Below are 19,252 nucleotides of genomic sequence, written 5' to 3'. Positions count from 1 at the left end.
ACCCGCCAGCTGGCCATCAGCCCACCCGGCGCCGGACCGGACGATTTCGCCTGGCACATCAGCTGTGCCCAGGTAGCCAGCGCCGGCCACTGCTCGGTCTTTGCCGGCATCCAGCGCAGCCTGGCCCTGCTGGAGGGCGATCTGCTGCTGCGCCGACTCAGCTGAAACTTGGTAGCCCGGATGCAATCCGGGGAGGCAGGCGGTTCCGCTCCCGGATTGCATCCGGGCTACTCCGGCCAGGCGGAATCATCGAGTTATCCCTGCCCTCTCCCTCTCGTGGGAGAGGAGCGCTATCCACCCCGGATTGCCAGCCGAAACGAAAAGACCCCGCCGAGGCGGGGTCTTTTCTGTCAGCACACGAGACTTACTGCGGCTGAGCGGCCAGCAGGTCGTTGTCGTTGCGCTTGAACTGCGGCAGCAGGGAACCGATGACCATGCCCGCCAGGCTGAACAGCAGGCCAGCCAGCTGCGGCGGCCAGAAGGCCTCATCGGTCCAGGTGAACTCCAGGTAGATCCAGGAAACCAGGCCGAAGGCGATGGACACCAGAGCCCCCTGGGTGGTGGCACGTTTCCAGAACAGGCCGGCGAACAGCGGCACCACGGCGGCGACCAGCGTCACGCAGTAAGCGCTGCCGACCATCTCGTAGATGCTGGCATTGGAATTCAGGGCAAAGATCAGGGTGCCTACAGCGCAAGCCAGGATGGTGCAGCGCATCAGCAACAGGAACTGCTTGTCGTTGAGTTCCGGCAGGAAGCGCTTGAACACGTTCTCGGCCAGGGTCACCGACGGTGCCAGCAGCGTGCCGGAAGCGGTCGACATGATCGCCGAGAGCAGTGCACCGAAGAAGAAGATCTGCGCGATCAGCGGAGTCTTCTCCAGGATCATCAGCGGCAGGATCATCTGCGAATCCTCGGCCAGCCACTTCTGCACCAGCGCCGGGTCGATCATCGAGGCGGCATACACCAGGAAGATCGGCAACATGCAGAAGCCCAGGTAGAACACGGCGCCGGCCATCGAGGCACGCGCGGCGACATTCTCGTTCTTCGCCGACATCACGCGCTGGTACACGTCCTGCTGCGGGATGGAGCCGAGCATCATGGTCACCGCCGCGCCGATGAAGGCGACGATGTCCTTCGGCTCGAAGCTGTGCATGAAGGTGAACTTGCCTTCGCTGGCCGCCTGGCTGATCACCAGATCGGCGCCGCCGGCCATGTCACTGAACAGCCAGACCAGGTAAATCAGGCCAACCACAATGATGATCATCTGGAAGAAGTCGGTCAGGGCGATCGACCACATGCCGCCGAACAGGGTGTACAGCAGCACGATGAAGGTGCCGAGCAGCATGCCCTGGGTGGTGCTGATGGCGCCGTCGGAGATCACGTTGAACACCACGCCGAGGGCGATCAGCTGGGCAGCGATCCAGCCCAGGTAGGACAACACGATGACCAGACTGACGATCAGCTCGACCTGCGAGCCATAGCGCTTCTTGAAGTAGTCGCCGATGGTCAGCAGGTTCAGGCGGTACAGCGGGCGCGCGATGATCGCGCCCACCAGGAACAGGCACCAGAAGGAGCCGAAGGGGTCTTCGACGATGCCAGCGAAGCCTTCTTCGAGGAAGGTGGCGGGAATACCCAACACCGCCTCGGAGCCGAACCAGGTGGCGAACACCATGGCGGCGACGATGGGGAAGCCCATGCTGCGACCGCCGGAGGCGAAGTCACGGGTGTTCTTCACCCGCGTGGAGGCATAAAAACCGATGGCCACGGTGGCCAGTAGATACAGCGCGACGAACCAGATCAGCATGTTGTCCTGTTCCAGAACTCGATCCACCGCATGCTTCCCCGCTAGGCGTAGAAGGGTGTTGAAAAAACGTTGGCGAGGCAGCCAGCGCAAGGCAAAAACAGGCGAAAAAGCGCAGTTTACGAGCGGTAAATGAGCATTTTGAGCCTGTTTTTAACGCAGCGATGGCAACGCAGGTAGTTTTTCCAACAGCCTGACAGGGGCTGGACGGTAGATCACAGGGTTATTGTTGTGGCCATCCTGGCCCTGCATAGAGTCGGGGCACCGATGATCCCGGCGACTCGGGCCGCGCAGTCTGGCAAAAACGTCAAATATGTCAAACAAAAATGACGAACAGCCTGAGCATTTTCATCAACCCTGCAGGCAGCGATTTATAAGGCGATGAAATCTGTGAAGTTTTGTTATCAGCACGCAAAAGACAGTTTTATATATTTGACACTCACTGACAGGCGGCCGGCAGGCCGTTATGGTCGACACCAGCCTCGCCACGGACGCCTCCCATGGACATTAAGCAGCTCAGATTCCTTGTCGCACTGGAGGAGACCGGCCATTTTGGCCAGGCCGCCGCACGCTGCCATGTGACCCAGCCGACGCTGTCCATGCGCCTGCGCAATCTGGAGGAAGAGCTGGGCCTGGCACTGGTGCGACGTGGCCAGCGTTTCGAAGGTTTTACCGAGGAAGGTCGGCGCATCCTGGCCTGGGCTCGCGGCCTGCTCGCCGCCCAGGACGGGCTGTATGCCGAGGCGGCGGCCTGTCGTGGGCAACTGGTCGGCACCCTGCGCCTGGGCGTGGTACCGCTGGCCGGCTTCGACCCGATGCGCCTGCTCCGCCTGTTTGCCAGCGAGCACCCGGAGCTGCGCTTTCGCCTGTTCGCCCTGAGCAGCGAGCAGATTCTCGAGCGTCTGGCCAGCAACCAGCTCGACCTCGGCCTGTCCTACCTGGAACGCCTCGACCGCGAACACTTCGACAGCCTGGCCCTGGCTGACACACGCATGGGGCTGCTGTACGACCGTCGCCACTTCAGCATCGACCCAGCCAACCTGAGCTGGGAAGCCGTGGCCGCGCAGCCACTCGGCCTGCTGTCGAGCGGCATGCACTTTCGCCAGTCCATCGACCACGCCCTGCGCAGCCGCGGCCTGAACCCGCAGCCGCGCCTGGAAACCGATGCCGTTCATCAGCTGCTGCAGGCCGTGAGCGCCGGCCTGTGCTGCGCGGTGCTACCGCTGCACAGCGGTCTGGACAGCCTGGCCGAAGGCCTGAACCTGAGCCCCATTGACGCGGCACAAACCCTGGCACCGCTGGGCCTGATCCTGCGCCGGGCGGCACCACGTTCGGCGCTGGCCGAAGCCTGTTTCAACGCGGCCCGTACCCTGCTGGCCGACAGGTCGATAGAGCCTATCGATCAGCGCATCGACCACAGCGATTAGACGCGGCCCGACACCGGCCCTAGGCTGAGACGACTCCCTCGACAGAAGGGCCGCCCTCATGCCTGCCGTGTCTCTCTCCACCCCCGGCTACGCCTATGCCGAACTGGGTCCGCAACACCACTGCGCCAGTGCCGAGCTGGCCAGCGAATGCGCCCTGGCGCTGAGCTACAACGAGCTCAACCATACCGTGATGATGGTGTCCCCGGACGACCTCGACGACTTCGCCATCGGCTTCAGTCTGAGCACGGGTTTGATCGACTCCATCGACGACATCTATGACATCCAGCTGAGCGGCACCGACAGCGCCCACCAGGCACAGCTGCGCATCAGCAGCCGCGCGTTCTGGCGGCTCAAGCAGCAGCGTCGTCATCTGGCCGGCAACAGCGGCTGCGGCCTGTGTGGCGTGGAAGCGCTGGAGCAGGCCCTGCCCCAGCTCAAGGCCCTGGCGCCGAGCAACCTGCCGCCGGCCAGCCATCTGCACGCGCTGCGCGAACGCATTGGCGCGGCCCAGCAAGGCGCCCGCAGCAGTGGCGCACTGCACGCCGCGCTGTTCGTCGACGCCAGCGGCGAGATCGCCCTGTGCCGTGAAGACATTGGCCGGCATAACGCCCTGGACAAGCTGATCGGCGCCCTCGCCCGCTCCGGCCAGGCAACCCATGCCGGCTTTGCCGTGGTCACCAGCCGCTGCAGCCTGGAACTGCTGCACAAGGCCGTGCGCTGCGGCATCGCCACCCTGGTCAGCCTGTCCGCGCCCACCGCGCTGACCGTGGACTGGGCGCGTCGCCACCATCTGAACCTGATCCACCTGCCCCATCACAGCGCGCCGCGGGTCTACAGCCCGGCGCCTGAGGAGTCCCGCCCATGAGCCAGCCCCGTTACCAGCCTTACACCGGCCCGGCCGCCGGCTGGGGCGCGCTGCGCGCCGTGACCCAGCACTGGCTGGACAGCAAGCAGCCGTTCAAGAACCTGCGCGCGCTGCTCAAGACCAACCAGAACGGCGGATTCGACTGCCCCGGCTGTGCCTGGGGTGACTCCCCCGAGCACCATCTGGTGAAGTTCTGCGAAAACGGCGCCAAGGCGGTCAACTGGGAAGCCACGCGGCGCGGCATCGGCCGCGAGTTCTTCGCCCGCTACAGCGTCGCCCAGCTGCGCGAACAGAGTGACTACTGGCTGGAGCACCAGGGCCGGCTGATCGAACCACTGCGTTACGACGCCGAAAGCGACCGCTATGTGCCGATCAGCTGGGACGCCGCCTTCGCCCTCATCGCTGCCGAACTGCATAAGCTGGACAGCCCCGACCAGGCCGAGTTCTACACTTCGGGCCGGGCCAGCAACGAGGCCGCCTTCCTCTACCAGCTGATGGTGCGCGCCTTTGGCAGCAACAACTTCCCCGACTGCTCGAACATGTGCCACGAGGCCAGCGGCGTGGCGCTCGGCGAGAGCATCGGCGTGGGCAAGGGTACGGTGACCTTCGATGACTTCGCCAAGGCCGACGCCATCTTCGTCTTCGGCCAGAACCCCGGCACCAACCACCCGCGCATGCTCGAACCGCTGCGCGAGGCGGTCGAGCGCGGCGCCAGCGTGGTCTGCTTCAACCCGCTGAAGGAGCGTGGCCTGGAGCGCTTCCAGCACCCGCAACACCCGCTGGAGATGCTCGCGGGCGGCTCGGCGCCGACCAGCAGCGCCTACTTCCGCCCGCGCCTGGGTGGCGACATGGCCGCCGTGCGCGGCATGGCCAAGTATCTGCTGCAGTGGGAGCGCGAGCGGCCCGGCACGCTGTTCGACCAGGCCTTCATCGACCAGCACTGCGCGGGCCTCGACGACTGGCTGGCCGCCGTGGATGCCAGCGACTGGGCACAGATCGAGGAGCAATCCGGCCTCAGCCGCAGCGAGATCGAGCAGGCCGCACGCCTCTACGCGCGCGCCGAGCGGGTCATCACCTGCTGGGCCATGGGCATCACCCAGCACCGCCATTCGGTGGCGACCATCCAGGAAATCACCAACCTGATGCTGCTGCGCGGCAACCTCGGCAAGCCCGGCGCCGGCCTGTGCCCGGTACGCGGCCACAGCAACGTGCAGGGCGACCGCACCATGGGCATCAACGAGCGCCCGCCGGCCTTCCTGCTCGACGCCCTGCAGCGTCGCTTCGGCTTCCCGGTACCGCGTCAGCCCGGGCACAACACGGTGGAAGCCATCGAGGCCATGCTCGCCGGGCGCAGCCGGGTGTTCATCGGCCTGGGCGGCAACTTCGCCCAGGCCACCCCGGACAGCCCGCGCACCCACGCCGCCCTGCAGCAATGCGAGCTGACCGTGCAGATCAGCACCAAGCTCAACCGCAGCCACCTGATGCACGGCCGCCATGCGCTGATCCTGCCGTGCCTGGGGCGCACCGATCTCGACCTGCAGGCGGGCCAGTCGCAGGCAGTGACGGTGGAAGATTCCTTCAGCATGATCCACGCCTCCTACGGCCAGCTGTCACCGCTGTCGCGGGAGATGCGCTCGGAGCCGGCGATCATCGCCGGCATGGCCCACGCCCTGCTCGGCAACCAGCCGGTGGACTGGCTGTGGTTGATCGAGGACTACGCGCGCATCCGCCAGCTGATCGCCGACTGCATTCCCGGCTTCGCCGACTTCAACGCCCGCCTCGCCCAGCCCGGCGGCTTCTATCTGGGCAACGCCGCCGCGCGCCGCCAGTGGCACACCGCCAGCGGCAAGGCACGCTTCGTCGCCCACGCCCTGCCCGACCAGCTGATGCCGCCCGAGGCACGCGCCGAGCAGGCCGACCTGGTGCTGCAGACCCTGCGCTCCCATGACCAGTACAACACCACCCTGTATGGCCTGGATGACCGTTATCGCGGGGTCAAGGGCCAGCGCGAGGTGCTGTTCGTCAACGCGCAGGACATCCGCCGCCTGGGCTACGCGCCGGGGCAGCAGGTGGATATCGTCTCGCTGTGGGACGACGGCATCGAGCGGCGCGTGCGCGGTTTCACCCTGCTCGCCTACGACACCCCGCCGGGCCAGGCTGCCGCCTACTATCCGGAGACCAACCCCCTGGTACCGCTGGCCAGTGTCGGCACCGGCAGCCACACGCCCACCTCGAAGTTCATCGCCATCCGCCTGCAGCCGGCCACCCTGAGCGCTCGAATTGCCTGAAATGGGCGCTTTGTAACAGACTAAGGCCCCGGCCGCGCCGGGGCAGCTTCTTCCTGACAGCGCCCCTGGCCGACCATCCGGCTTCGCGCAATCGCTCGCCTACCGCGTTTTAGCGGGCGCTAGGAGTGTCCTGTTGAAGATGAAGAAGAGCGACTGGATCTGGACGCTGATCGGCCTGCTCGCCGTCGCCCTGTCCGGTTACCTGCTGTACAAGGAAGTCCGCTCCATCTCCCTCGCCGAGCTTCGCGGCAGCCTTCTGGCGATTGATACCCACCACTGGCTACTGGCCGGCCTGTCGACCCTGGGCGCCTACTGTGCCCTGGCCTGGTATGACCGCATCGCCATTGCCCACCTGGGCAAGACAATCTCCTGGTGGTTCATCACCCTCTGCTCCTTCACCACCTACGCCCTGGCCCACAACATCGGTGCCTCGGTGTTCTCCGGCGCGGTGGTGCGCTACCGCGCCTACTCCAGCAAGGGCCTCACCCCCGGCGAGATCGGCCTGCTGATCTTCTTCTGCTCCTTCACCTTCGCCCTCGGCGTACTGCTCGCGGGGGGCTTGGTTCTGCTGCTCAACCCGACGTTGATCGAACGCTTGCTCGGCCTGCAACCCTGGCTGGCCAAGGTGCTGGGTGGCCTGCTGCTGGGCCTGGTGGCGCTCTATGTACTGGGCTCCTGGCGCCATTTCAAACCCTGGACATGGCGCAAGCTGCACATTGAATACCCACGCCTGCCCATCGTCGCCCGCCAGCTGCTGGCGGGGCCACTGGAGCTGTTCTGCGCGGCGGCGATCATCTACTTCGCCCTGCCCGAGGCCAGCAATCCGGGCTACCTGACCGTGCTCGGCGTGTTTCTCGTGTCGTTCTCCCTGGCCTTGCTGTCCCACGCGCCGGGCGGCCTCGGCGTGCTGGAGGTGACCTTTCTCAAGGCCCTGCCAGATGTGCCAACGGCCGACGTGCTGGCGGCCCTGATCGTGTTCCGCGTGTTCTACCTGTTACTGCCGTTCGCCTTGTCGCTGCTGGTGGTGATCGCCTTCGAGTGGCAGCAGTGGCGCGGCAAAAGACAGCACTGAACAGGCCGTGCCTGACCAGCAAACACCCGCACTAGAGGCCTGCGAGCCGTCCATTGACAGCGTCGATGGCTACTATCAGGAGGCTTAACTTTTGTCTTGGCGCCGCGCCAGTAGTATGGCCCCCGTACTCACTGACGCCCCCACAAGGAGCCCGAGATGAAAACGCATCTACTTGCCAGCCTGATCCTGGCTACCCTGACCAGCAGCGCCTTCGCCCTACCGGGTGACGAGCAGCCGCCGCTGATCGAACGACAGCCCGTCCACCACCAGAGCACAGTGGCCGAAGGAGGCGCTGATCGCCTGATCGACAGCCGTGACGTCGCCGAGAACGGCAGCGAACGCACCAAAGGCATCCGCGTCGCCGAAGGTGGCTCCGACCGCCTGATCGAAAGCCGTGACGTTGCCGAGAACGGCAGCGAACGCACCAAAGGCATCCGCGTCGCAGAAGGTGGCTCCGACCGCCTGATCGACAGCCGCGACGTCGCCGAGAACGGCAGCGAGCGAGTCGGCCGCCATACTGCCTGAATCAGGCTGCACGACCCCAAAGCCCGGCACATGCCGGGCTTTTTGTTGGCCGATAAACCGACCGTACAGGCACCCAAACCAGTGGCAGCGGCTTCAGCCGCGATTCAGAGCCCTCAGATACATGCCGCTGCCTATTGCCCCGAACTGGCCGGCGGCAGGCGGTAGATCCAGATCCGTCGCAGCACGCTGAAGAACTGGCTCGACAGTCGGCCAGTGTTATACACCTGGCCATAGCGCGCCGCGATCTCGCGTACCCGTGGCGCCAGCTCGGCATAGCGTCGCGCCGGCAGATCGGGAAACAGGTGATGCTCGATCTGGTGGCTGAGGTTGCCGGTAAGGATGTGCAGCAACTTGCCGCCCTGCAGGTTGCTGGAACCACGCAGCTGACGCAGGTACCAGCGACCACGGCTTTCGCCGACCACCGATTCCTTGCTGAAGACCGCCGCGCGCTCGGTGAAGTGGCCGCAGAAGATCACCAGGAAGGTCCACAGATTGCGCAGCAGGTTGGCCAGCGCATTGCCGGCCAGCACGGCCAGGGCATTGGCTCCTAACAGCAGCGCCAGCAGCGGAAACAGCAGGTAGTCCTTGCCCCACTGGCGCAGCAGCTTGGCACCGAACTGGCGGGCCAGCGGACGCACTTCGTCGCTGCCGATGCGGCCCTTGAACCACTGATCCAGGCGCAGGTGCTGGATGGCCACGGCGTACTGGAACAGCAGCGCCTGCAAGGTCACCCACAGCGGCTGCCAGCGGTAGAAGGGCTTCCAGCGCTGCTCGGGAAACAGCCGCACCACGCCATAGCCGACGTCGTCGTCCATGCCGATCACGTTGGTCCAGGTGTGGTGCATATGGTTGTGCGTGTGCCGCCAGAAATCGGCCGGGCCAACGATGTCCCATTCGTAGTCGCGACCACTCAACTGCGGGTCGTTCATCCAGTCGTACTGGCCGTGCATCACGTTGTGGCCCAGCTCCATGTTTTCCAGGATCTTGCCCAGCCCCAGCAGCAGCGTGCCGAGCAGCCAGGTCGGCGGAAACCAGCCCAGCATCAGCAGCGCCCGGCCGCTCCAGCAGCACAGGCGCACCACGCTGCGAACCCGGCGGATATAGCGGGCATCAGCCTCGCCCAGGTCAGCCACCACGGCCTGGCGCAAGCCGTCCAGTTCGGCGGCGAAAGCCTCCAGCTCGGCGCGGTTCAGTTCACGGTCGAGTCGCATCGCGATTCCTTACACATCGATTCGTACATCACCCAGCGGTGCGCTGACGCACAGGCGGATAGGTTGTCCCGGCTCGGAACTGACAATGCCGCTGCGCAGATCACGCACCGCACCACCGAGCAGCAGGCAGGTGCAGCTGGCACAGATGCCCTGACGGCAACCATGGGCCGGGCGCAGGCCGTGAGCTTCGGCCTGCTCCAACAGACTACGGGCGTTGTCACCAGCGCCCTGCAGGCGACTGCGCGCGAACTCCAGCCGCACCGCCTGACCCGCTTCACTGACCCGCCGCAGCGGGCTGAAGGCCTCGCTCTGCAGCGCAGCGCCGCAGCCCGCCCGCACGGCCTCGACGAAACCTGCCGGGCCACAGGCCAGCAGCGCGAAACCGCTCATCCCCTGCAGATGCTCAGCCTGAAAACGCCCCGCGCCCTGCCCGGTCAGCAGCCAGCGCACCTGCAGATTGGCATGCCGCCGCATCAGCGCCTGCAGCTCCGCCACATAGGCCCGCTGCCCGGCTTCACGCACGTAGTGCAGCAGGGTGATGGGCGCCGCATAGCCGCGGACCAGCGCCTCGCGCAGCAGGCCGAGCAGCGCAGTGATACCGCTGCCGGCCGCCAGCAGACCCACGCCCTCTGCCTGCTGCGGCCAATACAGCGCCCCCTGGGCCTGGCCCAGCTCCAGCACGCTGCCTACGGCCAGATGATCGAGCAAACGGTGAGAGATAACGCCGCCCGGCTGGCGACGGATACCCAGCTCGATCACCCCGCCGCGCTCAACGCGCGTCAGGCTGTAGCTGCGGCAATGGCGCACGCCGTCCAGCTCCAGGTACAGCTGCACATGCTGGCCCGCTCGCCAGTCGCGCTCATTGCCGTTGCAGCGCAGGCGCAACGCCAGCAGGTCATCACTGACCCAGTCGCGCCCGATCACCCGCGCCATCACCCGATTGAGCCGCCAGGCCGGGTGCAGCGCACCCAGCAGCGCATCCACTTCCGCCTCGCGCAGCCAGCGTCTGGCCACCAGCGCGCGCAGCGGACGCAACCCGGACGCCAGGGCGCGTACCAGAGAAAAAGGCAATACGGTCATCAAACCCATCCAGTGCACATTTGTTCACTAAACTGGCAGATGCCCGCAACTCAGTCAACACTTGTTCACTGACATCGGGTTCGACGCTGATCGAACGCTTTTGCTAGAGTGCGCCGCACCCTTACGAACAGCCTGAAGCCCATGTCGCCCCGCGCCGAACAGAAACTGCAGACCCGCCTGGCCCTGATGGATGCCGCCCGCAACCTGATGGACAGCGGCCGCGGCTTCGGCAGCCTGAGCCTGCGCGAGGTCAGCCGCACCGCCGGCATCGTGCCCACCGGCTTCTACCGGCACTTTCAGGACATGGACGAACTGGGCCTGGCCCTGGTCGAGGAAGTGGACGCCACCTTCCGCAGCACCCTGCGCGAGGTGCGCCGCAGCCAGATCGAGATGGGCAGCATCATCGAGGCCAGTACGCGCATCTTCCTCGACGCCGTGAGCGCCAACCGCAGCCAGTTCCTGTTCCTCGCCCGCGAGCAGTACGGCGGCTCGCAGCCGGTGCGCCAGGCCATCGCTCGCCTGCGCCAACGCATCACCGATGATCTGGTCGCCGACCTCAAGCTGCTCAACCGCACACCGCACCTCAACGATCCAGCGCTGGAAGTGGTGTCCGACCTGGTGGTAAAGACCGTGTTCGCCACCCTGCCCGAGCTGATCGATCCGCCGGCCGCCAATCTGCCTGCGCACCTGACCCCGGAAGCCAAGATGACCCAGCAGCTGCGCTTCATCTTCATCGGAGCCAAACACTGGCAGGGGCTCGGCCAGGGGCGCAGCTAGCGCACCACTTTTGCGCACGCGCGACCACCAAGCACCAATACAAGGCGCGACATAGCCCCAATATCAGGCATCAGGCCGCCAGAATGGGGCCGTGACGGCTTGGCAAGGGCCTTGCTCTAGCCCTGGGACATTTCCTGATCGGATGTCCACTATGTTGGTGATTCATCACCGCCTTGATCCTCAACCCCACTGGGACGAGGAGCTCCACCTGACCCACGAGGCCCGCAGCAAGAGCCGCCTGCGCTGCTTCAGTGCCGCCAACGAAGAAACCGGCCTGTTCCTCGAACGGGGCCAGCCGCCACTGCGCGATGGCGACTGCCTGCGCGCCGAAGACGGCCGCATCGTGCGCGTCTGCGCCCGCCCCGAAGCACTGTTGCACGTCACCTGCACCAGCAGCTTCGAGCTGATGCGCGCCGCCTATCACCTGGGCAACCGCCACGTCGCCCTGCAACTGGGCGATGGCTGGCTGCGCCTGCTCGACGATTACGTGCTCAGGGCCATGCTCGACCAGCTCGGCGCCACCACCTGCACGGTCGAAGCGCCCTTCCACCCGGAACACGGCGCCTACGGTGGCGGCCATCACCACTCGCACCAGGGCGATGCCGACTTCAACTACGCACCGCGCCTGCACCAGTTCGGCGTGCGCACATGAACAAGGCCTGGGCCCTGCTGCGTCTGGCCAGCCCGCAGCTACCCATCGGCGGCTACAGCTATTCGCAAGGGCTGGAAATGGCGGTGGACCAAGGTCTGGTCAACGACCAGAGCAGTGCCCGCCAATGGATCGCCGACCAGCTGCTGCTCAACCTGGCGCGCTTCGAGGCGCCACTGCTGCTGGCGCACTGCCAGGCGGCTGCCGACGCAGACTGGCCGGTACTGGCCGAACTGGCCGGGCAGCACCGCGCCAGCCGCGAGACCCGCGAGCTGGCGCTGGAAAGCCGGCAGATGGGCTACTCACTGCGGCAGCTGCTCGAAGGCCTGCCGGAGCTGGACGAAGCCGCCCGCGATTTTCTCGCCAGCCAGCCCGAACTGGGCCTGGCCCCGGCCTGGGCCCTGGCCGCCCGCGCCTGGCAGATCAGCCCGCAGGACGCCCTCGCCGCCTGGCTGTGGGGCTGGCTGGAAAACCAGCTGGCGGTGCTGATGAAGACCCTGCCGCTGGGCCAGCAGGCTGCCCAGCGCCTGACCAGCGAGCTGCTGCCGCTGCTGGAACAGGCCCAGCACCAGGCCAGCCACAAACACCCCGAACACTGGGGCAGCGCCGCTTTCGGCCTGGCCCTGGCCAGCATGGCGCACGAGCGCCAGTACAGCCGTTTATTCCGCTCATGAGAAAAGGAAACCCAAGATGAACAGCCAACCCCTGCGTGTCGGCATCGGTGGCCCGGTCGGCTCCGGCAAGACCGCCCTGACCCTGGCCCTGTGCCAGGCCCTGCGCGAGCGCTACAACATCGCCGTGGTCACCAACGACATCTACACCCAGGAAGACGCCCAGTTCCTGGTGCGCAACGAGGCCCTGGCGCCCGAGCGCATCATCGGCGTGGAAACCGGCGGCTGCCCGCACACCGCCATCCGCGAGGATGCCTCGATCAACCTTGAAGCCGTGGACCAGCTCAACCGCCGCTTCCCCGGCCTCGACCTGATCCTGGTCGAATCCGGCGGCGACAACCTGTCCGCCACCTTCAGCCCGGAGCTGTCCGACCTGACCCTGTACGTGATCGATGTATCGGCCGGCGACAAGCTGCCGCGCAAGGGCGGCCCGGGCATCTGCAAATCCGACCTGCTGGTGATCAACAAGGTCGACCTGGCGCCCATGGTCGGCGCCTCGCTGGAAGTGATGGACCGCGACGCACGCAAGATGCGCGGCGACAAGCCCTTCGTCTTCAGCAACCAGAAGGTCGGCCAGGGCCTGGACGAAATCATCGCCTTCATCGAACGCCACGGCATGCTGACCACCGCCTAAGCGCCGCGCCCTCACACAAGGAGAACCCCATGCAACTGCGCAAAGCCCTCTACGCCATCGCCCTGTTCCTCAGCCCGGCCGTGGCCTTCGCCCATGCCGGCCACGACCACGCCGGCCTGCTGTCCGGCGTCGCCCACCCCATCACCGGCCTCGATCACCTGCTGGCCATGCTCGCCGTCGGCCTGTGGGCGGCCCAGCAATCCGGCGCGGCGCGCTGGGCCCTGCCGCTGACCTTCGTCGCCACCATGCTGCTGGGCGGCGTTCTCGGCTTCGCCGGGGTGGAAATCCCGCTGATGGAAACCGGCATCGCCGGCTCGGTACTGGCCTTCGGCCTGCTGGTGGCCGTGGCGGCGCGCCTGCCGATGGCCGTGGCGATGGGCCTGACCGCGCTGTTTGCCCTGACTCACGGCGTGGCCCACGGCCTGGAACTGCCAGCGCTGGCCAGCCCCTGGGGTTATGCCGCTGGCTTCGTCGCCGCCACCGCCGTATTGCATGGTCTGGGCTACCTGGTCGCCCGCTACCTGCCGCGCGCTGCAGCGCCGCTGGTGCGCATTGCCGGTGGCGCCTCGGCCATCACCGGTGCCTGGCTGCTGGCCGGCTGAACCAGGTCGGCGTGCAAGGCGCCGGCTATCGGCATCATCGAAACAATCAACGGGCCGATTTCCGGCCCGTTGCCTAGGCTGAGGTTCATCGCCGTCGAGGAGCCCGCCATGCCCATCCATGATTTCCTTCGCAGCCTGCTTGCCGCCTACGCAGCCGGCGCCTGCGGCAATTGCCCGCAAGAACTCGCTTGACCGTTCGGCCAGGGTTACCCTGTGGCCCCTTTTGCCCACGGGAGATCCTGCATGAGCCTGAAATCCGTCTGCGTGTTCTGCGGCGCCAGCCCCGGCGCCCGCCCGATCTACCGTGAAGCGGCCGAAGCCCTGGGCCGCGGCCTGGCTGAGCGCGGCCTGACGCTGGTCTACGGAGGCGGCGCAGTCGGCCTCATGGGCATCGTGGCCGACGCCGCCCTGGCCGCCGGCGGCGAGGTGATCGGCATCATCCCGCAGAGTCTGAAACGCGCCGAGGTCGGGCACAACGGTCTGACTCGCCTGGAAGTGGTGGACGGCATGCACGCGCGCAAGGCGCGCATGGCCGAACTGGCCGATGCCTTCATCGCCCTGCCCGGCGGGCTGGGTACGCTGGAGGAACTGTTCGAGGTGTGGACCTGGGGCCAGCTCGGCTACCACGCCAAGCCGCTGGGCCTGCTGGAGGTCGATGGCTTCTACAGTCGCCTGGGCGACTTCCTCGACCACCTGGTGGCCGAACGCTTCGTGCGCGAACCGCACCGCGCCATGCTGCAGATCAGCGAATCGCCGGGCGACCTGCTCGAACGCCTGGCCGCCTGGCAGCCCACGGTCGCGCCCAAGTGGGTCGACCGCGAGCCGAAGTGAGGGCGACCTAGCTGGACGACTGCTGCACGATGACCGTCTGCGCCGGCATCGGCGCCGGGTAGCCGGCCTCGCCGAGGGCATCCTTGATCACCTTGTTGGTGTCGAAATACACCTGCCAGTAATGGTCGGTGTGGCAATAGGGCCGCACCGCCAGCACAGGGCCGACCAGGTTGAACTCGAGGATTTCCACATCCACCGCAGGCGCTTCCAGCACATTGTCGAGGGCCGCGACCCGCTCTTTGAGCAGCGCCGCCGCGCCCTTCCAGTCGGCACTGCCGGCCAGCTGGGCCTTGAGGTCGACCCGGCGGAAGGCATTGTGCGAGTAGTTCTGGATGTTATCGCTGAAGATCTTGTTGTTGCCCACCAGGGTCAGCACGTTATCCGGCGTGTTGATCGCGGTGACGAACAGGCCGATCTCGGTAACGGTACCGGTGACCCCGCCGGCGCTGATGAAGTCGCCGACCTTGAACGGCCGCAGGATGATGATGAAGCCACCCGCCGCCAGGTTGGCCAGCAGCCCCGACCAGGCCATGCCGATGGCCAGGCCGACCGCAGCGATCAGCGCGGCGAAGGTGGTGGTCTGCACACCGAAGTAACCGAGGATGCCGATGACCAGCAGGATGTTCAGCGTCACGGTAATGAAGCTGCCCACGTAGCGCAGCACGGTCGGGTCCACCGACTGTCGGCCCAGGGCCTTCTGCACCATGCTCACGGCGAAGCCGATCAGCCAGCGGCCGATGACCCAGAAAGCGATGGCGGCAAGGATTTTCACGGCGAAGGCGGCGCCGTACTGCGCCACCATGTCCATCAGCTGGTTGACCTTGGTGGTGCCCACCGTGATCAGTTCTTTCCCTTCTTCTTCCATGACGCGATACCTGCAAATGGTGAGTGACCCGAGAAACGCTAGCACGCCTGGCGCAGACTGCCCGGTGGCGGCGCAAAGCAAGGCAGATTGCCATCGTATACACTGCACAGGCGCTCCCGGTTTTGGCCTCGTCCATGACGTACCTTCGCCTGCCACTGCTCATCCTCGCCAGCCTGCTCGCCCTGCTTCCCGCGCTGGCGAGTGCGGAGAGCAAGGTATTGCGCCTGCTGGCCTGGCCAGGCTATGCCGATCCGGACCTGATCAAGCAGTTCGAGAGCCGCCACGGCGCAAGGGTAGAAGTCACCCTGGTCGGCAACGACGATGTCATGCGCAGCAAGCTGGCCAGGCACAATGGAGCTGACTACGACCTGATTGCCGCCAACACCGCCGAGATCGCCCACTACATTGCGCAAGGCCTGCTGCAACCGCTGGACCCCACCCGCATCGCCAACACCACCCGCCAGCTCTGGCGATTTCGCGATTACCGCAAGATTCCCGGCATTCACCACAACGGCCAGATCTATGCCATTCCCTATACCTATTCGGACATGGGGCTGATCTATGACCGCAGCCAGTTCAGCAGCCCGCCACAATCCATCACCAGCCTCTGGGACCCGGCCCTGCGCGGCCGCGTGCTGGCCTTCAACGGCAGCAGCCACAATTTCTCCCTGGCCAGCCAGGCCCGAGGTCGCGCGCCCTTCGCCATCAAACCGGACGAGTTCCCGGCCATCACCGATCAGCTGATTGCCCTGCGGCGCAACGTGCTGACCTTCTATAGCCTGCCGGAAGAAGCCGCCGCGCTGTTCCGCGAGCACCGCGTGGCGCTGCTGTGGGCCAACTATGGCCGCCAGCAGCTCAAACAGCTGCGCGATGCCGGCGCCGATGTCGGCTATGTGATCCCCCGTGAAGGGGCGCTGGCCTGGCTCGACTGCTGGGCCATCAGCCGTGGCGCGCGCGATGTCGCACTGGCCGAGGCCTGGATCGACTTCAGCCTGGACGAGGCCATGAGCCGAGCCCTGGTCGAGCGCCAGGGCCTGTCCAATACCACGGAGGAAGCGGCCGATGTCGAAGTACCGGGGCGCATGCTCTGGCTCCGCCCGGTAGAAGATGCCGAGCGCCGCTCGCGCCTGTGGCAGCGCATCCTCTCCGGTGAGCGCCCACCGCTGGTGGAGGCGCCATGAAAACCGGCATCGCCTTCAAGCTCGGCTGCCTGCTGGCGGTGTTCGGCGTGCTGGTCAGCGGCCTGACCGGCTATTACTCCTACAGCAGCAGCCACAGCACGCTGCTCAAGGCGGCCGAGCGCGACCTGCTGACCGCCACCCAGGTTCTGGGGCGCAACCTGCGCGGCAGCCTCGACAACATTTCCCGGGAAGTACGCCTGCTGGCGGAGGTCAGCAGCGAGCGCGACCTCCCCACACTGACCGACACCTGGCGCCTGCAGCACAACGAGCGCGACCTGGCTGAACTGTTTCGCGCCGCCATGCAGGTACACCCGGAGTACCTACAGATCCGCCTGATCAGCGCAGCGGGCCATGGCCTGGAACAGGTACGCATCGACCGCCATGGCGAGCAACTGATTCGCATCGAAGATGCACAGCTGCAGGAGAAAGGGCATTTCGCCTACGTGTTCGACACCCTGCGCCTGCAAGCCGGCCAGGTACGCCTTTCGCCCATCGTCATCAACCGCGAGCTGGGCGTGCACTCCGGTCAGGGCAAACCCACCCTGTACGTGTCCAGCCCAGTGCTCGGCAGCGATGGTCAGGTATTCGGCCTGATCGTCATCAGTGTCGACCTGGATCGCCTGTTCGCCCAGCTCAAGAGCGACCTGCCGGACTATTACCGGGTGTACCTGAGCAACAACTGGGGCGATTTGCTGATCCATCCGGATCATCGGCGCACCTTCGGCTTCGACCAGGGCAAGCGCCTGCTGCTCCAGGATGAGTTTCCCCAGGTCAATCAGCTACTCGATCAGAGTGGCCCGGAGAACCTGGTCAGTCGCGGCAGCGAAGATCAGCGAACCCTGCTGGCCGCCTTCGTGAGGCTGCAGGTTGGCGATTATGATCCCAAGCGCTTTGTGGTGCTCGGCATGGCCCAACCGGAAGACCATGTCCTGGCGGAAACCCACCGGCTTGGCCTGCGCATCACACAGGTGGTGCTGCTCTCCAGCCTGGTCGCGGTGCTGGTCGCCATCTTCGCCTCACGGGCTATGACCCGTTCGCTGACCAGCATCAACAACGCAGTACAGCAGTTCACTCGCAACCGTCTGCGCAGCCCGTTGCCGGTGGAACGCCAGGACGAACTGGGCCAGCTGGCCCGCAGCTTCGCCCAGATGCAAGAGGAAATCCTCGACCAGCTCGACGAGCTCAGCCAGAGCCGCAATGCGCTCGAACACCTGGCCCGCCACGACCCACTGACCGGTCTGCCCAACCGGCGCATGTTCTTCGAGCGTCTCGACCACGCCCTGGCCACGGCACGCCGCAGCGCCCGCCCCTTGGCCGTACTGTTCGTCGATCTGGATCATTTCAAGGAGCTCAATGACAGTTTTGGTCACGGCACCGGCGACAGTGTGCTGCAGGCGGTAGCCAACCTGCTGCGCTCGGCTACCCGCGAGAGCGATACGGTGGCACGCCTGGGCGGCGACGAGTTCGTCATTCTGATCGAGCAGCTGGACGAGCCGCAGCAGGTACAGGCCGTCCTGCAGAAGCTGCATGAGCGCTTCCAGCTGCCCATGCTGATCGGCGGCCGGGAAGTACAGGTGCAGGCCAGCATGGGCGTTAGCCTGTTCCCCCGCGACGGCGACGATATCGAATCCCTGCTGCAACAGGCCGACCGGGCCATGTACGCGGCCAAGAACGCCGGGCGCAACACCTACAACTACGATCCACTCGGGCCACGCTGAAGGCATAAGGCTATGCTTGCTATGAACTGGAACCCAACAGGCGAACGACCCACGTGACTCCACTTCTGGTCTGCGATGACTCGGGCATGGCCCGCAAACAGCTGATCCGCGCCCTGCCTGCGGACTGGCCGGTGCAGATCACCCAGGCCGCCAATGGCGAGGAGGCCCTGGCGGCCATTCGCCAGGGCCTCGGCCAGGTGATGCTGCTGGACCTGACCATGCCGGTGATGGACGGTTACCAGGTGCTCGCGCAGGTTCAGGAGGAAGGCCTGCCGTGCAACATCCTGGTGGTCTCCGGCGACGTACAGGCCGAAGCCCTGCGCCGCGTACAGGAGCTGGGCGCCCTGGCCTTTCTGCGCAAACCGGCCGACCCGCAGGAGCTGCGCGACACACTGCTCCGTCTGGGGCTGATGAAGGAAGGCGAAAGCGTCGAAGCCGCGTCGACCTCTGCGGTGGACACCGGCAAAGTCGGTTTCCGCGACGCCCTGCGCGAGGTCAGCAACGTCGCCATGGGACGCGCCGCCGCCCTGCTCGCCGAGGAACTCGGCGTGTTCGTGCAGCTGCCGATTCCGGCGGTCAACCTGTTCGAAGCCAGCGAGCTGCACATGGCCCTGGCCGATGCCAACCGTGGCGACTGTCTCAGTGCGGTATGCCAGGGCTTTATCGGCGAGGCCATCGCCGGCGAGGCGCTGCTGCTGTTCCACGACTCGGAGATCGACGATATCCGCCGCCTGCTCGGCCTGCGCCCAGGCGATGAAACCGGCACCTCGGAAATGCTCCTCGACCTGGCCAGCATCCTCATCGGCGCCTGCCTTTCCGGCATCGCCGAACAGATTGACGTGCGCTTCTCCCTGGGCCACCCCCAGCTGCTGGGCCAGCACGCGCAAACCATTGATGAACTGATCCAGTTCAACCGTACCCGCTGGCGCCAGACGCTGGCCGTGGAAATCAGCTATGGCCTGGAGGGCCACGCCGTGCACTTCAACCTGCTGCTGCTGTTCACCGAAGACTCGGTGCCGCTGCTCAGCAGCAAGATCCAGTACCTGATGGAGTAA

The 19,252-nt window shown here is 66.0% G+C and carries 19 protein-coding genes; 15 read left to right on the top strand and 4 right to left on the bottom strand.

Annotated features, from left to right (window positions below):
* Positions 1–9 precede the first annotated feature (9 nt).
* The gene (locus ACF8C6_RS10655; RefSeq protein ID WP_392499419.1) at positions 10–165 is read left to right on the top strand and encodes a HutD family protein; all 156 of its coding nucleotides are present in this window, start codon (positions 10–12) and stop codon (positions 163–165) included.
* A gap of 199 nt (positions 166–364) precedes the next feature.
* On the opposite strand, the gene ACF8C6_RS10650 is transcribed toward ACF8C6_RS10655, so the two are convergent.
* A complete protein-coding gene (locus tag ACF8C6_RS10650) occupies positions 365–1,804 on the bottom strand; it encodes a sodium:solute symporter family protein (protein WP_392499418.1) in 1,440 nt (479 codons plus the stop codon).
* 497 nt (positions 1,805–2,301) lie between these two features.
* Here ACF8C6_RS10650 and ACF8C6_RS10645 point away from each other — a divergent pair, with 497 nt between their 5' ends.
* From ACF8C6_RS10645 to ACF8C6_RS10625, 5 genes are all read left to right on the top strand, one after another.
* Positions 2,302–3,228, top strand: coding sequence for a LysR family transcriptional regulator (locus tag ACF8C6_RS10645; protein ID WP_392499242.1), 927 nt, complete (start codon positions 2,302–2,304; stop codon positions 3,226–3,228).
* Between the two features lie 58 nt (positions 3,229–3,286).
* Positions 3,287–4,093: a formate dehydrogenase accessory sulfurtransferase FdhD gene (gene fdhD, locus ACF8C6_RS10640; protein WP_392499241.1), complete on the top strand. Its 807-nt coding sequence runs from the start codon at positions 3,287–3,289 to the stop codon at positions 4,091–4,093.
* The gene (locus tag ACF8C6_RS10635; protein WP_392499240.1) at positions 4,090–6,381 is read left to right on the top strand and encodes an FdhF/YdeP family oxidoreductase; all 2,292 of its coding nucleotides are present in this window, start codon (positions 4,090–4,092) and stop codon (positions 6,379–6,381) included. The genes fdhD and ACF8C6_RS10635 overlap by 4 nt, the downstream gene beginning before the upstream one ends.
* Before the next feature lie 139 nt (positions 6,382–6,520).
* Complete coding sequence (locus tag ACF8C6_RS10630) at positions 6,521–7,453, top strand: YbhN family protein (RefSeq protein ID WP_392499417.1); 933 nt, start codon at positions 6,521–6,523, stop codon at positions 7,451–7,453.
* 156 nt (positions 7,454–7,609) lie between these two features.
* Positions 7,610–7,978, top strand: a complete 369-nt coding sequence (locus tag ACF8C6_RS10625; RefSeq protein ID WP_392499239.1) for a hypothetical protein — start codon at positions 7,610–7,612, stop codon at positions 7,976–7,978.
* Between the two features lie 131 nt (positions 7,979–8,109).
* Here the strand turns inward: ACF8C6_RS10625 and ACF8C6_RS10620 are convergent, their stop codons facing one another.
* On the bottom strand, positions 8,110–9,189 hold the full coding sequence (locus ACF8C6_RS10620) for a fatty acid desaturase family protein (RefSeq protein WP_392499237.1): 1,080 nt from the start codon (positions 9,187–9,189) through the stop codon (positions 8,110–8,112).
* 9 nt (positions 9,190–9,198) lie between these two features.
* Complete coding sequence (locus ACF8C6_RS10615; protein ID WP_392499236.1) at positions 9,199–10,269, bottom strand: flavin reductase family protein; 1,071 nt, start codon at positions 10,267–10,269, stop codon at positions 9,199–9,201.
* Between the two features lie 141 nt (positions 10,270–10,410).
* On the opposite strand from ACF8C6_RS10615, the gene fabR reads away from it, so the two are divergent.
* The 6 genes from fabR to ACF8C6_RS10585 all read left to right on the top strand — a co-directional run bounded on the left by fabR (position 10,411) and on the right by ACF8C6_RS10585 (position 14,433).
* Positions 10,411–11,046: an HTH-type transcriptional repressor FabR gene (gene fabR / locus ACF8C6_RS10610; protein ID WP_392499235.1), complete on the top strand. Its 636-nt coding sequence runs from the start codon at positions 10,411–10,413 to the stop codon at positions 11,044–11,046.
* A gap of 151 nt (positions 11,047–11,197) precedes the next feature.
* Complete coding sequence (gene ureE, locus ACF8C6_RS10605; protein WP_392499234.1) at positions 11,198–11,698, top strand: urease accessory protein UreE; 501 nt, start codon at positions 11,198–11,200, stop codon at positions 11,696–11,698.
* Entirely contained in the window at positions 11,695–12,369 is a 675-nt protein-coding gene (locus tag ACF8C6_RS10600; RefSeq protein WP_392499233.1) for an urease accessory protein UreF, read from the top strand. Before ureE ends, ACF8C6_RS10600 begins: the two co-directional genes overlap by 4 nt.
* 16 nt (positions 12,370–12,385) lie before the next feature.
* Positions 12,386–13,000, top strand: coding sequence for an urease accessory protein UreG (gene ureG / locus ACF8C6_RS10595; RefSeq protein ID WP_392499232.1), 615 nt, complete (start codon positions 12,386–12,388; stop codon positions 12,998–13,000).
* A gap of 29 nt (positions 13,001–13,029) precedes the next feature.
* A complete protein-coding gene (locus ACF8C6_RS10590; RefSeq protein WP_392499231.1) occupies positions 13,030–13,602 on the top strand; it encodes a HupE/UreJ family protein in 573 nt (190 codons plus the stop codon).
* A 243-nt stretch (positions 13,603–13,845) separates the two neighbouring features.
* Positions 13,846–14,433: a TIGR00730 family Rossman fold protein gene (locus tag ACF8C6_RS10585; RefSeq protein WP_392499230.1), complete on the top strand. Its 588-nt coding sequence runs from the start codon at positions 13,846–13,848 to the stop codon at positions 14,431–14,433.
* Between the two features lie 7 nt (positions 14,434–14,440).
* Here ACF8C6_RS10585 and ACF8C6_RS10580 read toward each other — a convergent pair whose 3' ends face one another.
* A complete protein-coding gene (locus tag ACF8C6_RS10580; protein ID WP_277690068.1) occupies positions 14,441–15,298 on the bottom strand; it encodes a mechanosensitive ion channel family protein in 858 nt (285 codons plus the stop codon).
* Positions 15,299–15,432: 134 nt separating this feature from the next.
* On the opposite strand from ACF8C6_RS10580, the gene ACF8C6_RS10575 reads away from it, so the two are divergent.
* From ACF8C6_RS10575 to ACF8C6_RS10565, 3 genes are read left to right on the top strand one after another with little or no spacing between them, the layout of a single operon-like run.
* Positions 15,433–16,479: an extracellular solute-binding protein gene (locus ACF8C6_RS10575; RefSeq protein ID WP_392499229.1), complete on the top strand. Its 1,047-nt coding sequence runs from the start codon at positions 15,433–15,435 to the stop codon at positions 16,477–16,479.
* Complete coding sequence (locus tag ACF8C6_RS10570) at positions 16,476–18,197, top strand: diguanylate cyclase domain-containing protein (RefSeq protein WP_392499228.1); 1,722 nt, start codon at positions 16,476–16,478, stop codon at positions 18,195–18,197. The genes ACF8C6_RS10575 and ACF8C6_RS10570 overlap by 4 nt, the downstream gene beginning before the upstream one ends.
* Positions 18,198–18,250: 53 nt before the next feature.
* Positions 18,251–19,252 carry a response regulator gene (locus ACF8C6_RS10565; protein ID WP_392499227.1) on the top strand — a complete coding sequence of 334 codons (1,002 nt, stop codon included), beginning with the start codon at positions 18,251–18,253 and terminating at the stop codon, positions 19,250–19,252.

It is taken from the genome of Pseudomonas sp. zbq_18 (assembly GCF_043102245.1).
In the GTDB taxonomy this organism is placed as follows: Bacteria; Pseudomonadota; Gammaproteobacteria; order Pseudomonadales; family Pseudomonadaceae; genus Aquipseudomonas.
The sequence above is the reverse complement of the archived record's forward strand: the minus strand, read 5'-3'. Positions and strand labels throughout refer to the sequence as shown.

What these genes read in the sequence shown, in the direction of transcription:
- ACF8C6_RS10650 (WP_392499418.1), bottom strand. Translation starts at nt 1,804, where the DNA reads ATGCTGATCTGGTTCGTCGCGCTGTATCTACTGGCCACCGTGGCCATC.
- ACF8C6_RS10645 (WP_392499242.1), top strand. Translation starts at nt 2,302, where the DNA reads ATGGACATTAAGCAGCTCAGATTCCTTGTCGCACTGGAGGAGACCGGC.
- fdhD (WP_392499241.1), top strand. Translation starts at nt 3,287, where the DNA reads ATGCCTGCCGTGTCTCTCTCCACCCCCGGCTACGCCTATGCCGAACTG.
- ACF8C6_RS10635 (WP_392499240.1), top strand. Translation starts at nt 4,090, where the DNA reads ATGAGCCAGCCCCGTTACCAGCCTTACACCGGCCCGGCCGCCGGCTGG.
- ACF8C6_RS10630 (WP_392499417.1), top strand. Translation starts at nt 6,521, where the DNA reads ATGAAGAAGAGCGACTGGATCTGGACGCTGATCGGCCTGCTCGCCGTC.
- ACF8C6_RS10625 (WP_392499239.1), top strand. Translation starts at nt 7,610, where the DNA reads ATGAAAACGCATCTACTTGCCAGCCTGATCCTGGCTACCCTGACCAGC.
- ACF8C6_RS10620 (WP_392499237.1), bottom strand. Translation starts at nt 9,189, where the DNA reads ATGCGACTCGACCGTGAACTGAACCGCGCCGAGCTGGAGGCTTTCGCC.
- ACF8C6_RS10615 (WP_392499236.1), bottom strand. Translation starts at nt 10,269, where the DNA reads ATGACCGTATTGCCTTTTTCTCTGGTACGCGCCCTGGCGTCCGGGTTG.
- fabR (WP_392499235.1), top strand. Translation starts at nt 10,411, where the DNA reads ATGTCGCCCCGCGCCGAACAGAAACTGCAGACCCGCCTGGCCCTGATG.
- ureE (WP_392499234.1), top strand. Translation starts at nt 11,198, where the DNA reads ATGTTGGTGATTCATCACCGCCTTGATCCTCAACCCCACTGGGACGAG.
- ACF8C6_RS10600 (WP_392499233.1), top strand. Translation starts at nt 11,695, where the DNA reads ATGAACAAGGCCTGGGCCCTGCTGCGTCTGGCCAGCCCGCAGCTACCC.
- ureG (WP_392499232.1), top strand. Translation starts at nt 12,386, where the DNA reads ATGAACAGCCAACCCCTGCGTGTCGGCATCGGTGGCCCGGTCGGCTCC.
- ACF8C6_RS10590 (WP_392499231.1), top strand. Translation starts at nt 13,030, where the DNA reads ATGCAACTGCGCAAAGCCCTCTACGCCATCGCCCTGTTCCTCAGCCCG.
- ACF8C6_RS10585 (WP_392499230.1), top strand. Translation starts at nt 13,846, where the DNA reads ATGAGCCTGAAATCCGTCTGCGTGTTCTGCGGCGCCAGCCCCGGCGCC.
- ACF8C6_RS10580 (WP_277690068.1), bottom strand. Translation starts at nt 15,298, where the DNA reads ATGGAAGAAGAAGGGAAAGAACTGATCACGGTGGGCACCACCAAGGTC.
- ACF8C6_RS10575 (WP_392499229.1), top strand. Translation starts at nt 15,433, where the DNA reads ATGACGTACCTTCGCCTGCCACTGCTCATCCTCGCCAGCCTGCTCGCC.
- ACF8C6_RS10570 (WP_392499228.1), top strand. Translation starts at nt 16,476, where the DNA reads ATGAAAACCGGCATCGCCTTCAAGCTCGGCTGCCTGCTGGCGGTGTTC.